Source organism: Luteibacter sp. SVR4-7G (assembly GCF_056755555.1).
Genome location: NZ_JBPGXO010000010.1, coordinates 14,239 through 28,433, shown reverse-complemented (window position 1 = coordinate 28,433; position 14,195 = coordinate 14,239). Strand labels below are relative to the sequence as shown.

General features: G+C 67.1%; 16 protein-coding genes. All 16 read left to right on the top strand.

What is annotated here, in order from left to right; all coding sequences use genetic code 11:
* Positions 1–240: 240 nt before the first annotated feature.
* The 16 genes from ACR9ZH_RS05630 to flhB all read left to right on the top strand — a co-directional run bounded on the left by ACR9ZH_RS05630 (position 241) and on the right by flhB (position 14,194).
* Entirely contained in the window at positions 241–1,659 is a 1,419-nt protein-coding gene (locus ACR9ZH_RS05630) for a sigma-54 dependent transcriptional regulator (RefSeq protein WP_481289781.1), read from the top strand.
* A gap of 67 nt (positions 1,660–1,726) precedes the next feature.
* Positions 1,727–2,056 (top strand): flagellar hook-basal body complex protein FliE, encoded by a 330-nt coding sequence (gene fliE, locus ACR9ZH_RS05625; protein ID WP_481289780.1) that lies wholly within the window; start codon positions 1,727–1,729, stop codon positions 2,054–2,056.
* Between the two features lie 36 nt (positions 2,057–2,092).
* Positions 2,093–3,799: a flagellar basal-body MS-ring/collar protein FliF gene (gene fliF / locus ACR9ZH_RS05620; protein WP_481289779.1), complete on the top strand. Its 1,707-nt coding sequence runs from the start codon at positions 2,093–2,095 to the stop codon at positions 3,797–3,799.
* Positions 3,789–4,802, top strand: coding sequence for a flagellar motor switch protein FliG (gene fliG, locus ACR9ZH_RS05615; RefSeq protein WP_481289778.1), 1,014 nt, complete (start codon positions 3,789–3,791; stop codon positions 4,800–4,802). Before fliF ends, fliG begins: the two co-directional genes overlap by 11 nt.
* Positions 4,802–5,458 (top strand): flagellar assembly protein FliH, encoded by a 657-nt coding sequence (locus ACR9ZH_RS05610; protein ID WP_481289777.1) that lies wholly within the window; start codon positions 4,802–4,804, stop codon positions 5,456–5,458. The genes fliG and ACR9ZH_RS05610 overlap by 1 nt, the downstream gene beginning before the upstream one ends.
* Positions 5,455–6,816 (top strand): flagellar protein export ATPase FliI, encoded by a 1,362-nt coding sequence (gene fliI, locus ACR9ZH_RS05605; RefSeq protein ID WP_481289776.1) that lies wholly within the window; start codon positions 5,455–5,457, stop codon positions 6,814–6,816. Before ACR9ZH_RS05610 ends, fliI begins: the two co-directional genes overlap by 4 nt.
* Complete coding sequence (fliJ, locus tag ACR9ZH_RS05600) at positions 6,816–7,265, top strand: flagellar export protein FliJ (RefSeq protein WP_481289775.1); 450 nt, start codon at positions 6,816–6,818, stop codon at positions 7,263–7,265. Before fliI ends, fliJ begins: the two co-directional genes overlap by 1 nt.
* Complete coding sequence (locus ACR9ZH_RS05595) at positions 7,262–8,365, top strand: flagellar hook-length control protein FliK (protein ID WP_481289774.1); 1,104 nt, start codon at positions 7,262–7,264, stop codon at positions 8,363–8,365. Before fliJ ends, ACR9ZH_RS05595 begins: the two co-directional genes overlap by 4 nt.
* A gap of 195 nt (positions 8,366–8,560) precedes the next feature.
* Positions 8,561–9,046, top strand: coding sequence for a flagellar basal body-associated FliL family protein (locus ACR9ZH_RS05590; protein WP_481289773.1), 486 nt, complete (start codon positions 8,561–8,563; stop codon positions 9,044–9,046).
* 13 nt (positions 9,047–9,059) lie between these two features.
* Positions 9,060–10,076, top strand: coding sequence for a flagellar motor switch protein FliM (fliM, locus tag ACR9ZH_RS05585; RefSeq protein ID WP_481289772.1), 1,017 nt, complete (start codon positions 9,060–9,062; stop codon positions 10,074–10,076).
* 341 nt (positions 10,077–10,417) lie between these two features.
* Positions 10,418–10,753: a flagellar motor switch protein FliN gene (gene fliN, locus ACR9ZH_RS05580; RefSeq protein WP_481289771.1), complete on the top strand. Its 336-nt coding sequence runs from the start codon at positions 10,418–10,420 to the stop codon at positions 10,751–10,753.
* A gap of 5 nt (positions 10,754–10,758) precedes the next feature.
* Positions 10,759–11,175: a flagellar biosynthetic protein FliO gene (gene fliO / locus ACR9ZH_RS05575; protein WP_481289770.1), complete on the top strand. Its 417-nt coding sequence runs from the start codon at positions 10,759–10,761 to the stop codon at positions 11,173–11,175.
* A gap of 107 nt (positions 11,176–11,282) precedes the next feature.
* The gene (gene fliP, locus ACR9ZH_RS05570; protein WP_481289849.1) at positions 11,283–12,014 is read left to right on the top strand and encodes a flagellar type III secretion system pore protein FliP; all 732 of its coding nucleotides are present in this window, start codon (positions 11,283–11,285) and stop codon (positions 12,012–12,014) included.
* Positions 12,011–12,280 (top strand): flagellar biosynthesis protein FliQ, encoded by a 270-nt coding sequence (gene fliQ / locus ACR9ZH_RS05565; RefSeq protein ID WP_427459038.1) that lies wholly within the window; start codon positions 12,011–12,013, stop codon positions 12,278–12,280. The genes fliP and fliQ overlap by 4 nt, the downstream gene beginning before the upstream one ends.
* Entirely contained in the window at positions 12,280–13,047 is a 768-nt protein-coding gene (gene fliR, locus ACR9ZH_RS05560) for a flagellar biosynthetic protein FliR (protein ID WP_481289769.1), read from the top strand. Before fliQ ends, fliR begins: the two co-directional genes overlap by 1 nt.
* 4 nt (positions 13,048–13,051) lie before the next feature.
* Positions 13,052–14,194 carry a flagellar biosynthesis protein FlhB gene (gene flhB, locus ACR9ZH_RS05555; protein ID WP_481289768.1) on the top strand — a complete coding sequence of 381 codons (1,143 nt, stop codon included), beginning with the start codon at positions 13,052–13,054 and terminating at the stop codon, positions 14,192–14,194.
* The last annotated feature ends 1 nt before the right edge of the window (position 14,195 follow it).

Genomic DNA, 14,195 nt, shown 5'->3' with positions numbered 1-14,195 from the left:
ATTCGTGACGCCGTCCGTCACGCCTGACGGACCCGAGGCCCAGCGAGGGCTCGCCCGATCGACGAAGCGGTTCGCCTCACGCGTTAAAACGCCGCGCCACCACGTCAATTTCCTCTTGCGCGCGTCGGAATTCCGGCGTTGGCACGCTCCTTGATTGATACCTTGCAACGAAGCCGACGGGATTCCGCTGCGGACCCCTTCCATGGCCTTCGACCCAACGCAACATGCGAGGTATTCCCGGTGAAGTCTTCCCAGTTTCTCGTTGTCGAGTCCGACGCCTCCCGTGCCGAAAGCATCGTTTCCGCGCTCGCTTTCCTTGGCTACCGCCCGATACTCGCCAGCCGCCTGCAGCCGGTGGAGATCGCCGAGAGCTGGCGCGGCGTGTACGTCGGCACGGTGGAGGACGAGAACGAACTGGAAGGCCACCTCGCCACCATCGGCCGCGGCGGAAAGAATGTGCCGATGCTCGTCGCCGCGGACTCGCCGCTGGCCACGTCCCTGATTGCCGACGACACCCGCAGCAACAGCGTCGAACTGATCGACATGCCGCTGCGCTACGAGCGTCTTTCCGAAGCCCTGCGGGCCCTGCAGTCGCGCATGGAGCCGATCCATGCCAGCCGCCGCTTCGTCGGCCAATCCGGTCCGATGCAACGGGTGAACGCGCTGATCCGCCAGGTGGCGCCGTTCGATTCCAGCGTGCTCGTGCTCGGCGAGTCCGGCAGCGGCAAGGAACTGGTCGCCCGCACCATCCACGATTGCTCCCCCCGCCGCGACAAGCCCTTCGTGGCCATCAACTGCGGGGCGATTCCCGCCGAGCTGCTCGAGAGCGAGCTGTTCGGCCACGAGAAGGGCGCCTTCACCGGCGCCATCAGCACCCGCAAGGGCCGTTTCGAGATGGCCGAGGGCGGCACCTTGTTCCTCGACGAGATCGGCGACATGAGCCTGCCCATGCAGGTGAAGCTGCTCCGCGTGCTGCAGGAGCGCGTCTTCGAGCGGGTCGGCGGCAACCGGCCGCAACGCTGCGACGTGCGCATCATCGCCGCCACCCATCGCGACCTCGAAGGCGCGATCGAGCGCGGCAGCTTCCGCGAGGACCTGTTCTACCGCCTCAGCGTGTTCCCCCTGGAAATGCCGCCCCTGCGCCAGCGCCTGGAAGACCTGCCGGCGCTGATCGCCGAGTTCAACCAGCGTCTCGTCCAGCGCGGCCTGTCCTCCGTGCGCTTCACGCCCAGCGCCATGGGTGCCCTGTGCCGCTATGGCTGGCCGGGCAACGTGCGCGAACTGTCGAACCTGGTCGAGCGCATGGCCATCCTCATGCCGCACGGTGAGGTCCGCGCCGCCGACCTGCCCGAGAAGTACCGGGGCGCGCTGCCGGTGGAAGAAGTGTCGGGCGCCGCGCTCATCGCCATGATGGAAGCCGAGCCGGAAGTCACCGAGACGTTCGGCTATGCCGGGGAGGGCGACCCCTCCATCCTGCCGCAGGGCGGCCTGGACCTGAAGGACCACCTCGCGGGCATCGAAATCGGCCTGATCCGCCAGGCGCTCAACTCGGCCAACGGCGTCGTCGCCCATGCGGCCAAGCTGCTGCGGGTCCAGCGCACCACGCTGGTGGAGAAGCTGCGCAAGTACGGCTTGTCCGAGACCGTGCAGGCAGGTTGATCGCGGGCGATTGGCACAGGACGTGCATCGGGGTGTCGCAAACCCGATAACGCGTTGGAAAACCGTCATGACCACGATCGACGTCAACAGCCTCCTGCTCCAGATGCGCCGCATCAGCGCGCAGACCGAGATGCCCGCGCTGCGTGGCGTCGGCGAAGCGGCACCGGCGGCAAAGGGCGCGTTCGGCGATCTTCTGAAGCAGTCGATCGAGGGCGTGGCGTCGAACCAGGACAAGGCGGCGAAGATGGCAGCGGCATTCGAGCGCGGCGATCCGGGCATCGACCTCGCCCAGGTCATGATCCAGGGGCAGAAGGCCGACCTCTCGTTCCGCGCCATGACCGAAGTGCGCAACAAGATGGTCGATGCCTACAAAGAAATCATGAACATGTCGATCTGAGCGGCATGAGCGCAATGACAGGATTCGAGTCGAACCATGGCAGATAACGGCGTCGCCACCACGGACAGCAACGCGGCATCGCGCATGCACTCGCTGAAATCGCTTGCGCAGACGCCGGCGGCGAGGCAGCTCTTCATGCTGGCGGGTATCGCCGCCGCCGTCGCCATCGGTATCGCGGTGGTGATGTGGTCGCGCACGCCGAACTACGGGCTGCTCTACGGCGGCCTGGAACAGAAGGACGCCGCCGCCGTCACCCAGGCACTGCAGGCCAGCAACACGCAATACACCTTGAGCGCCGACGGCAGTTCGATCTTCGTTCCGGCCGCCGACGTGGCTGGCATCCGCCTCAAGCTCGCCGGCCAGGGCCTGCCGCAGGGAAGCGCCGCCAGCGCGGTGCCCCAGGCGGATTCCCCGTTCGGCATGAGCGACATGGCCGAGCGCACCCATTACCAGTCGATGCTGGAAAACGACCTCTCGAGCACCATCGCGGGCCTGCAATCGGTGCGCGCCGCACGCGTGCACCTCGCCTTGCCGAAACCTTCCGCATTCATCCGCGACAACAAGCCGGCCAGCGCATCGGTGGTCGTCACGCTCTACCCGGGCCGCCAGCTCGACCAGGGCCAGGTCGCCGCCATCGTCCATCTCGTCGCGGCCAGCGTGCCCGGCCTCGACACCCGCCAGGTATCGGTGATCGACCAGGGCGGCAACCTGCTCACCGTCAGCGACCCGGATAGCGCGCAGGCCATCGGCGACAGCCGCCTGCGCCTGTCCAACCGCATCGAAGCCACTTACACCCAGCGCGTGGAAGACCTGCTCACGCCGCTCGTCGGTGCCGGCAAGGTCCGCGCGCAGGTCTTCGCGGATCTCGATTTCTCGCAGACCGAGAAGGCCAGCGAAACCTTCAACCACGACAACCCGGCCCTGCGCAGCGAGCAGACCAGCAGCGATACACGCACGGAGCCGGCGAACAACGGCGGCGTGCCGGGCGCGCTCAGCAACCAGCCGCCGAACACCGGCGCGAACGCCACGGCGGCGAATCCCGCCGCGGGCGGCAAGCCCGGCGCACAGGCGTCCACGCAGACGGCCCAGCAGACCCCGACGCAGAAGACCGAAAGCGCCACGCGCAACTACGAACTCGACCGTACGGTAAGCCACGTGACCGACCCGGCCGGCAAGGTAGCGCGCCTGTCGGTGGCGGTGGTGGTCGACAACAAGCAGGTCCCCGACAAGGACGGCAAGTTCAAGAGCGTGCCGTTCACGCCGGACGAACTGTCGCGCCTCACCGAGCTCACCAAGAACGCCGTGGGCTTCAGCGCCGCGCGCGGCGACAGCGTCAGCGTCATCAACGAACCGTTCCGCGGCAACGTCGCCGAGGACGCGCCGCAGGGCACGCCGTTCTGGGAACGCCCGGGCATGCTCGACCTGATCAAGCAGGGCCTCGGCGTGATGATCGCACTGATCGTCGGCTTCTTCGTGCTGCGTCCGATCCTCGCCGGCCTGCTGAAGCCCACGCCGATGGTCATGAACAACGTGGCGCTCGCCGGCCCCATGCCGACCGTGTCGGTGATGGTGGACGACGACGACATGACCCCGGACCGCGTGTCCACTTCGCAGGCCCAGCTCGGTTCGCCCGCGCTGCTGGCCTACGAACAGAAGGTAGGCCTTGCCAAGCGCATGGCCGCCGAAAATCCGAAGCAGGTGGCGCAGGTCGTCAAGAGCTGGGTATCCGAAGATGGCGGCTGAGCAGAAAGAAGCCCTCACGGGCGCACAGAAAGCGGCGATCCTGCTCCTCACCCTGGGCGAGGAGGACGCGGCATCCATACTGAAACACCTCGGCGCACGTGACGTGCAGGCCGTCGGCACGGCGATGGCCGCGCTCAAGAACGTCAGCAAGGAACAGGTCGACCAGGTGCTCACCAAGCTCCAGGAAGACGTGGGCCAGCACACCTCCATCGGCGTCGGTACCGAGGAATACATCCGTCGCATCCTGGTCAACGCACTGGGTGAGAACAAGGCCGGCGGCCTCATCGACCGCATCCTCCTCGGCCGCAGCAGCAAGGGCCTGGAATCGCTGAAGTGGATGGAAAGTCGCGCCATCGCGGAGATGATCGGCCAGGAACACCCGCAGATCATCGCGCTGGTGCTTGCGCATCTCGAGGCGGACCAGGCGGCCGAAGTGATCGGATACCTGCCGGCGCGCACGCGCAGCGACGTCGTGATGCGCATCGCCACGCTCGACGGCGTGCAGCCGCACGCGCTGAACGAACTCGACGAGATCATGGAGCGCCAGTTCTCGGGCAACTCCACCAAGCTGAAATCGGCCACGGTCGGAGGCCTCAAGGCCGCTGCGGATATCCTCAACGCGATGGAGACAGCGCGCGAGGCCGAACTGATGGCTTCCATCCGCGGCATCGATTCCGGCCTGGGCGAACGCATCGAGGAGCTGATGTTCGTCTTCGACGACCTCGCCGACCTCGACGACCGCAGCATGCAGACGCTGTTGCGCGAAGTGCCGTCGGCCCGCCTGATCACCGCGCTCAAGGGCGCGGAGGGTGCCATCCGCGAGAAGATCTTCGCGAACATGTCCAAGCGCGCCGCCGACATGCTGCGCGACGACCTCGAGGTCAAGGGACCGGTCCGCCTCTCCGAGGTGGATGCGGCACAGAAGGAAGTGCTTGCCACGGCCCGACGCCTGGCTGACGCGGGCCAGATCAATCTCGCCGGCGGCGGGGAAGAATTCGTCTGATGAGCCTCACCTCGATCCTCGCCCGTGAGCGCATCGCACAGTTCGAACGCTGGGAGCTGCCGGTCGTCGGTGCCGTGGAAGCGCACGCCGCCGAAGAACCGGATGAAGGCCCGCAGCGGCCCACGGTTGCGGAGATCGAGGCGATCGAACGCCAGGCTCGCGAGGAAGGCTTCAATGCCGGCCTCAGCGAGGGCAGGGCGATGGCGAAGCGCGAGCTGGCCGCCCAGGTGGCCCGGCTCGAAGCCTTGTTCGCCGCCGTGGAGCGGCCGTTCGCCGACCTGGACGACGAGGTGGCCGGCGACCTCGCCCTGCTGGCGACGACGATCGCCGAGCGCGTGCTCGGTTACGAACTGGCGACGCGGCCGGAGAAGATCGTCGACGTGGTGCGCCAGGCGGTCGACGCGCTGCCGGCGGCCACGCGGCACCTGAAGATCCACCTGAATCCCGCGGACGCCGTGATCGTGCGCGAGCACCGGTCCTCGCTCGACCATGAAGGCACGGTGGTCGACGACCCGTCACTCGAGCGCGGCGACGTGCGTCTTGAAAGCGAACATTCCCGCCTCGACGCTCGCGTGCGCACGCGTCTCGCCGCGGTGATCGACGGCGTGTTGCAGGGTCGCGACGACGTTGAAGTCAGCGAGGCGGAGGCGCCGTGAGCGCCGAAAGCCATGTGGCCGCGCGCAACGCGCACTGGCGCGAAACGCTGGCCGCGCGGCGCGCGAACGCCGAACACGTCAGGCCGCTGCAGGCAGAGGGCAAACTGCGCCGCGTCGTCGGACTGACCCTGGAAGCCGTGGGCTGCGAGGCCCCGGTGGGCGCGCGCTGCATGGTCGCCGGTGCCGACGGCAAGCAACTGGAAACCGAAGTGGTTGGCTTCTCGGACGGCCGCCTGCTGCTCATGCCCACGGGCGAGATGCACGGCGTGCTGCCGAACGCCAGGGTCACGCCCATAGCCGCGGTCTCGGGTATCCCGGTCGGCGACTCGCTCCTGGGTCGGGTGATCGGCTCCGACGGCGTGCCGCTCGACGGCCAGGGGCCGTTGCTGGCGCGTGAGCGTGCTCCATTGCGTCGCGACCCGATCAATCCCATGTTGCGCCAGCCGATCGACACGCCGCTCGACACCGGCGTGCGCGCCATCAATTCGCTTCTCACCGTGGGCCGCGGCCAGCGCATCGGGCTGTTCGCAGGTTCCGGCGTCGGCAAGTCCACGCTCATGGGCATGATGACCCGCTTCACCAATGCGGACGTCGTCGTCGTGGGCCTGATCGGCGAGCGCGGCCGCGAAGTGAAGGAATTCGTCGACCACACGCTGGGCGAGGAAGGCCGCCGCCGCGCCGTCGTCATTGCCGCCCCGGCCGACGCGCCGCCCCTGTCGCGCCTGCGCGGTGCGCAGGTCGCCACCGCCGTGGCGGAGCATTTCCGCGACCAGGGCAAGCGCGTGCTGCTGCTGATGGATTCGCTTACCCGCTATGCGCAGGCGCAGCGCGAGATAGCCCTCGCCATCGGGGAACCCCCGGCGACAAAGGGTTACCCGCCGTCGGTATTCGCGATGTTGCCCGCCCTGGTCGAGCGCGCCGGCAACGACGCCGAAGGGCGCGGGTCCATCACGGCTTTCTATACCGTGCTCACCGAAGGCGACGACTACCGGCACGATCCCATTGCCGATTCGGCGCGCGCGATCCTCGACGGCCACATCGTGCTGTCGCGCGACCTCGCCGAAGCGGGCCATTATCCGGCCATCGATATCGAGGCCTCGATCAGCCGCGTCATGCCTGCCGTGGTGTCGAAGGACCACATGCGTTCGGCGCAGCGCTTCCGCCAGGTTTACTCGGCGTACCGCCAACAGCGCGACCTCATCGCCGTAGGCGCCTACCAGAAGGGCAGCGACCCGCGCACCGACGAGGCGATCGCGCTTTATCCGCGGCTGTCGGCCTTCCTCCAGCAGGAAACCGACGTGCCGGTGAGTCTTGAAGAGGCTGAAGCCGGCCTCGCTGAAGCCACCCAGGTGACCTGATGCCCTCGCGTGCTGACCGCCTGCAACCTGTCGTGGACCTCGCCGCCGAGAAGGCCGAGGACGCCACGCGTGCGCTCGCCACGCAGCAGCGCGCACTGGCCGACGCGGAGCGCCAGCTCGTCGAACTGCGCCGTTACCGCAACGAATATGCAGAGATGCCTGACGGGATCGGTGTCAGCGCGTTGCTCAACCGTCAGCAGTTCCTGCAGAAGATCGACCTGGCCATCGTCCAGCAGCTGACCGAGGTGCAGCGCCGCGAGCGCGCGCTCGAGCGCGCGCGGGGCGAATGGACGGACGCGCGCGGCCGCGCGAAGGCGCTGGATACCGTGACCTCGAAATACCGGGAGCAGGAACGCAGGACGCAGGATCGCCGCGAGCAGGAGCAGGCCGACGAGCGCTCGCAATATCGCCGTTCGCCGCGGAACGAAGACGGAGAGACCATCGCATGAACAACGCCACCATAGCCCTCAATGTTGTCCGTCCGCCCGCACCGCCGGTTCCGGCTCCTGCACAGGACGACGCACAGCCTTCGAAGCGGTTCGACGCCGCGCTGGACGCCGCGCACGCCGATGCGCGGGCGCCGCACGGCCAGCCCGAAAACGCCGCGAAGGACAAGGACGCGCCGCCGCCGGCAAAGGCCGAGGAGGCCAAGCCGACCGGCAAACAGGACGACAAGCCGGCGAAGAAGGACGACGAGTCCAACGATGGCACGTCGATCGCTACCACGATGCTCTCGCTGATCGGGGTGCCCCCGGGTGTGACGAACGCGGCCGCCAGGGCACTGGGCTCCGTGAAGGACGCTGGCGCCACCGGGGCGGTCGGCACCGCTGCCGCGGCCGGTACAGCGGCGTCGCTCGCCGGCATCCTTCCGGGTGCCGTGGCGATCGATGCCGATGCTGCGGCGGGCCTCAAGGACGCGGCTGCCGCATCCCCGGGCCTGACCCTGGGCGCATTGGCCGCGGGTGCCGTGGCGGGGCCCGCGGGCACGCCAGCGTCCTTCGCCACCTTGCTGGCGACCCAGGGCGAGGCGAAAGCGGTGAAGGACGACAGCTCGTCCATCGATGCAGCGAACGGGAGTCCCATGCCGTTCGCGCATGCGCAAGGCATCGGGCAGGGTGCGAACTCCGTCCTGCAACTGCAGGCGACCCAGCCCGCCACGTCCCCGCAGTTCGCCCAGGAACTGGGCGAGCAGATCGCGTGGATGGGCTCGGGCCAGGTGAAGGAAGTGCGGATCAAGCTGCATCCGGAAGAGCTCGGCAGCATGGATGTCCGGGTCAACCTCGACGGCGGCAAGGTAAACGTCGCCGTCATGGCCCAGCATCCCGCCGCGGTGCACGCCGTGCAGCAGACGCTCTCGCAGCTCGACAGCATGCTCGCCCACCATGGTCTCTCGCTCGGACAGACCGACGTAGGCCAGCGCCAGGCAGGGCAGGGCGCCGACGGTGGCAACGGCAGTGCGTCGGGAGAGTCCGGCGATGCCGGCTCGACCGGTGTCGAAACCCTCGCCACCTCGCGTGTCTCCCGAGGCCTCGTCGACGAGGTCGCGTAGTGTAGGAGCGCGCCTGCGCGCGACATCTTTCGCCCCGTTTCCCAATCTTGCGCGCCAGCTCCAGGGATATCGCGAAAAGATGTCGCGCGCAGGCGCGCTCCTACAGTCAAAGTTTCGACGTTTCGGGCTGGCACGACGATTGCACGTCACCTGTAAGCTCCACGCATCAACGCATTCGCAAGAGGTTTATCCCGCATGGCCGCAGCACCCAAAGAAGCCACCGAAGGCACTCCGAAGAAGAAAAAGAAGGGCAGCCTGCTGCTCATCGGCGCGCTGATCGTGCTCGTTGCCGGCGGCTTGGGCGGCTGGATGCTGATGAAGGGTGGCAAGTCCACGGCGGAAGGCGCGGCGGTGAAGTCGAAGCCGGCGATCTATCTCCAGCTCGATCCCGCCTTCGTCGTCAACTTCCAGGATGCGGCGGCGCTGCGCTTCCTCCAGGTCGGCGTGAACGTCATGTCCTATGACCCGGAAGCGATCGCCGCGGCGAAGGAAGCCGATCCCGAAATCCGCAACGCGCTGCTGATGCTGTTCTCCGCGCAGGACGTCAAGACCCTCTCCGACGTGAAGGGCAAGCAGAAGCTGCAAGCGGCCGCCCTGGCCGAGATCCAGCGCGTGCTGAAGGAAAAGATCGGCCGCCCGGGCGTCGACGCCGTCTATTTCACCAGCTTCATCATGCAGTGACGGGCGCGCGGCCATGAGCGACATCCTCACCCAGGAAGAAATCGATGCCCTGCTGGCCGGCGTGGAAGGCGGCGCGGTCGAGACCGAGGTCGAACTTCCGCCGCCCGGCGGCATCCAGGACTACGATTTCACCCAGCAGGACCGCATCGTCCGCGGGCGCCTGCCCACGCTGGAAATGGTCAACGACCGTTTCGCACGCTACTTCCGCGCGAACCTGTTCAACGTGCTGCGCAAGGCGTGCGAGGTGTCGGTCCTCGGCGTGAAGATGACCAAGTTCAACGAGTACGTGCACTCGCTGGCCGTGCCCAGCAACCTCAACCTCATCCGCATCAAGCCGCTGCGCGGCACCGCGCTGATGGTGTTCGAGCCGCGCCTGGTCTTCACCGTCATCGACAACTTCTTCGGCGGCGACGGCCGCTACCACGCGCGTATCGAGGGTCGCGATTTCACGCCCACCGAGAACCGCGTGATCCAGATCGTGCTGCAGGAAGCCTTCGGCGCCATGGCGGAAGCCTGGGCGCCCGTGCTGAAGATGAACTTCGAGTTCCTCAACTCGGAGATCAACCCGCAGTTCGCGAACATCGTGAGCCCCACCGAGACCGTGGTCGTGTCGCGGTTCCACATCGAGCTGGACGGCGGTGGCGGCGAAGTGCACCTGACGCTGCCGTATTCCATGGTGGAACCGATCCGCGAGCTGCTCGACGCCGGCGTGCAGAGTGACCGCGCCGAGCGCGACGAGCGCTGGATCCAGAACCTGCACGAGGAGATCCTCGATGCCGAGGTGGAGATCACCTCGATGCTGGCCGAGGCGAGGCTCACCATCGGCGACTTCCTGCACCTGCGCAAGGGCGATGTCATTCCCATCAGCCTGCCGGAAACGGCAACTGTCTTCGCCGAGGACGTGCCGATCTTCCGCGGCCGCATGGCCAATTCGAATGGCAACAAGGCCGTCCAGTTCGAATCCCTGCTGCGCCGTAGCGCGCCGCGGTCCACCCCGGTGCCCGTCCAGCCGATGACCGAGCCGGCCTGACGGCAACGGTATTGTAGGAGCGCGCACCGCGCGCGACATCTTTTCGCCTCAGTTCCGAAGCTTGCGCGCCAGCTCCAGGGTTCGGCCTCAAAACATGTCGCGCGCAGGCGCGCTCCTACGGCGGAGTTGGGGGTGTCCCGTCAATGACCCGTCGCGGTGACTAACTGCCGTCGAGCGTCAGGTTTCCGTCTGCCGTGCCGCGTCACCTTTTTGCACGTCCCGCCGAGCCGCTCGCAAGTGGCTGATGTGGCTTCAAAATCACATCGCCACGTTGTTCCGCCCCCATGGCACGCCGCTTGCTTTGAAGGCTTTGCACCCAGCACTGGCCTCTCGGAGCCGACATGAACGAAACCACCCTCGACGAACTGGAAGCCGGCAGCGACGCAGCCTTTGCGTCCTCCATCGGTCTCGGCAACGAGGTGAACCTGGACGTCATCCTCGACGTGCCGGTCACCATGGCCATGGAGGTCGGTCGCACGAAGATCAGCATCCGCAACCTGCTCCAGCTCAACCAGGGCTCGGTGGTCGAGCTCGACCGCGCCGCCGGCGAACCCCTCGACGTGTTCGTCAACGGCACCCTCGTCGCCCACGGCGAAGTGGTCGTCATCAACGAGAAGTTCGGTATCCGGCTGACCGATGTGATCAGCCCGGCTGAGCGCGTCCGCAAGCTGCGGTGATCCCGATGCGCCGTACCCTCGCCGCCCTGTCGGGCGGCCTGCTTCCTTGCGCCCTGATGGCGGCGCCGGCCACGACGCCGGCAGTCGACTCGGGCGCGGAACTGCTGCGTGTCCTGGTCAGCCTGCTCGGCGTCGTGGCGCTCATCTTCTTCGTCGGCTGGCTGAGCCGCCGCGCCCAGGCGCATGTCCGGCCGGGTGGGCGGAAGATCCGCGTCATCGAATCGATGCCGCTGGGCATCAAGGAAAAGATCGTGCTGCTCGAAGTGGGTGGCACCCAGCTCCTGGTCGGCGCCTCGCCGACCGGCGGCCTGCGTACCCTGCACGTCCTGGAAACGCCGGTGCAGGACGATCCGGCAGCGCGCGCACAGGCGCCCTCCGTACGCGGCTTCCGCGACGTGCTCAGCCAGTGGAAGCGTCCATGAAGTACGGTTTTCATCGTCGTTCCCGCGAAGGCGGGAACCCAGTGACTTCATCCATAGCGCGCAAGTCGCTGGGCCCCTGCCTGCGCAGGGGCGACCGGTGGGTGGTGATGTTGGTGCTTTTCCTGTTTCCCATCGCTGTTTTCGCCGCCGATCAGGTTCAGCCCGGTATCCCGGTACTGAACGTGCAGCCGGGCACGAACGGCGGCCAGACCTGGTCGCTGTCGATCCAGATGCTGGCGCTGATGACGGCGCTGACCGCGCTGCCGGCGATCCTGCTGATGATGACCTCGTTCACCCGCATCGTCATCGTGCTGGGCTTCCTGCGCCAGGCGCTGGGCACGAACAGCACGCCGCCGAACCAGGTGATCCTCGGCCTGTCGCTGTTCCTCACGCTGTTCGTGATGACGCCGGTGCTGAACAAGGCGTACGACGCGGGCATCAAGCCGTACATGGACGGCACGATGAGCGTGCAGGACGCCCTGCCGCTGGCCGCCGCGCCGTTCCGTCACTTCATGCTCGAGCAGACCCGCGAGCCGGACCTCCAGCTCTTCACCAAGCTGGCGGGTGAGCAGCCTTACGCCGACAAGGACGCCGTGCCGTATCGCGTCGCGCTGCCGGCCTTCGTCACCAGCGAACTGAAGACGGCCTTCCAGATGGGCTTTCTGCTGTTCATCCCATTCCTCATCATCGACCTCGTCGTGGCGTCGGTGCTGATGTCGATGGGCATGATGATGGTCTCGCCCATGATCATCTCGCTGCCGTTCAAGATCATGCTGTTCGTGCTGGTCGACGGTTGGACCCTGCTGCTTGGCACGCTCGCCGGGAGCTTCTTCCAGTGACGCCCGAATCGGTCATCGGTTTCGGCCAGCAGGCCCTGCACATCGCGATGCTGATCGGCGCGCCACTGCTGCTCACGGCGCTCGCGGTGGGTCTCATCATCGGTATGGTGCAGGCGGCCACGCAGATCAACGAACAGACCCTGAGCTTCATCCCGAAGCTGATCTCCATGGCCCTCGTGATGATCATCGCCGGCCCCTGGATGCTGCGTACGCTGGTGGAATTCACCCGTACGCTCATCGAGAACCTGCCCCAGGCGGTGCGTTGATGCCGTTCGACCTCGGCCAGCTCGAAGCCTGGGTCGGAAGCGCGTGCTGGGCGCTGGCGCGCATTTCCGGCCTGCTGCTCGTGGCGCCGGTGCTGGGTGCCACGATGATCCCGGCGCGCATCCGCATCGGCCTGGCCCTGCTGCTGACCATGGCGCTCGCCCCGCTGGCGCCGCTGGACATCCGACCGCTGTCGGCCCAGGGCATCGCGACGCTGGCCCAGCAGGTGCTGGTGGGCGCGTCGCTCGGCTTCATCCTCAAGCTGGTGTTCGAAGCCGTGTCGTTCGGCGGGCAGATCGTGTCCCAGGCGATGAGCCTGGGCTTTGCGGAAACGGTCAATCCGGGCGTCGGCGGCACCACCCCCGTGCTCAGCCAGTTCTACACGATGCTGGTGACCCTGCTGTTCCTGGTGATGAACGGCCACCTGCAGCTCATCTCGCTGCTTGCCGACAGCTTCCGCACGCTGCCGGTGGGCCAGCAGGGCGTCGGCGCCGACGGCGTGTGGGGCGTGCTCGGTTTCGCCAGCCACCTCTTCACCGGCGCGGTGCGCGTGGCATTGCCGGCGCTCACCGCCTCGCTGGTGGTGAATCTCGGTTTCGGCGCGATCAGCCGCTCGGCACCGTCGATGAACCTCTTCGCGGTGGGTTTCCCCATCACCATCTGCCTCGGCCTGCTGGCCGTATGGCTCGCGCTGCGCGCCCTCCCGGGTGCGTTCGATTCCTTGCAGACCGACGCGTGGGAAACCATGCGCGGGCTTATCGGGAGGTAGTCGCGTGAGCGAGACCGATAAGGAAGACCGCACCGAAACCCCTAGTGACAAACGCCTGCGCGAAGCCCGCGAGAAGGGCGATCTTCCGCGTTCGCGCGACCTTTCCACGGCCGTGGTGGTGCTCTCGGGCGTGACCACGATCATCGCCTCGCGCGAACAGATGGCCGTGCACGCCGCCAACATCATGCACGTGGGACTGCGCTACTCGCGGGACGACCTGTTCGCCGCCAATGGCCTCAGCCACGCACTGATGACGGCCGCGGGCGAAGGCCTGCGCCTGCTTGGCCCGGTGTTCGCCGTGACCATGGTCGCCGCCATCGCGGCGCCCGCCCTGATGGGTGGACTGAATTTCTCCGGCCAGGCGCTCGTTCCGAAATTCGACCGGCTGGATCCGGTCAAGGGTTTCTCGCGGCTCGTCTCGATGAACGGCCTGGTCGAGCTCGGCAAGTCGCTGCTCAAGCTGATCCTGATCGGCGGCGCGCTGGTCTGGTTCCTGCGCCGCTCCACGCAGGAGATGTACACCGCCGGCACCGGACCCGTGGCTAACGGCATCTCCCTGTCTCTCGGCATCCTCGGCCACGCCTCCCTCGTCTTCGCCTGCGCCCTCGGTGCCATCGCCCTCGTCGATGCGCCATGGCAGAAATTCAGCTTCACCAAGAAGATGAAGATGACCAAGCAGGAAGTGAAGGACGAGCACAAGGAAAACGAGGGCAGCCCGGAGCTGAAGTCGAAAATCCGTCAGATGCAACACCAGATGGCGCGGCGGCGGATGATGGAAGACGTTCCGACGGCGGACGTGATCGTGACCAATCCGACCCACTTCGCCGTGGCGCTCAAGTACGACGAAGACCGCATGGGCGCGCCGCGCGTGGTGGCCAAGGGCGTGGACGTGATCGCCCAGCAGATCCGCGACGTGGCGGGCGGTGCGAAGGTTCCGGTGGTCGAGGCCCCGCCGTTGGCACGCGCCTTGTATCACACGACGGAAATCGGACGCGAGATCCCCTCGGCGCTCTACATCGCCGTTGCCCAGATCCTGGCCTACGTGTTCCGGTTGAAGCAGGCGATCGCGATGGGCGATCTCCCGCCCGACCTCCCGAAGCAGGACATCGACCCTGATCTCATGGGTCCCTACCGCATGGACAACTGAC

Excerpts from the sequence above, each read along its gene's own strand:
- fliE (WP_481289780.1), top strand. The coding sequence starts at position 1,727 with ATGACCACGATCGACGTCAACAGCCTCCTGCTCCAGATGCGCCGCATC.
- fliF (WP_481289779.1), top strand. The coding sequence starts at position 2,093 with ATGGCAGATAACGGCGTCGCCACCACGGACAGCAACGCGGCATCGCGC.
- fliG (WP_481289778.1), top strand. The coding sequence starts at position 3,789 with ATGGCGGCTGAGCAGAAAGAAGCCCTCACGGGCGCACAGAAAGCGGCG.
- ACR9ZH_RS05610 (WP_481289777.1), top strand. The coding sequence starts at position 4,802 with ATGAGCCTCACCTCGATCCTCGCCCGTGAGCGCATCGCACAGTTCGAA.
- fliJ (WP_481289775.1), top strand. The coding sequence starts at position 6,816 with ATGCCCTCGCGTGCTGACCGCCTGCAACCTGTCGTGGACCTCGCCGCC.
- ACR9ZH_RS05595 (WP_481289774.1), top strand. The coding sequence starts at position 7,262 with ATGAACAACGCCACCATAGCCCTCAATGTTGTCCGTCCGCCCGCACCG.
- ACR9ZH_RS05590 (WP_481289773.1), top strand. The coding sequence starts at position 8,561 with ATGGCCGCAGCACCCAAAGAAGCCACCGAAGGCACTCCGAAGAAGAAA.
- fliM (WP_481289772.1), top strand. The coding sequence starts at position 9,060 with ATGAGCGACATCCTCACCCAGGAAGAAATCGATGCCCTGCTGGCCGGC.
- fliN (WP_481289771.1), top strand. The coding sequence starts at position 10,418 with ATGAACGAAACCACCCTCGACGAACTGGAAGCCGGCAGCGACGCAGCC.
- fliO (WP_481289770.1), top strand. The coding sequence starts at position 10,759 with ATGCGCCGTACCCTCGCCGCCCTGTCGGGCGGCCTGCTTCCTTGCGCC.
- fliP (WP_481289849.1), top strand. The coding sequence starts at position 11,283 with ATGTTGGTGCTTTTCCTGTTTCCCATCGCTGTTTTCGCCGCCGATCAG.
- fliR (WP_481289769.1), top strand. The coding sequence starts at position 12,280 with ATGCCGTTCGACCTCGGCCAGCTCGAAGCCTGGGTCGGAAGCGCGTGC.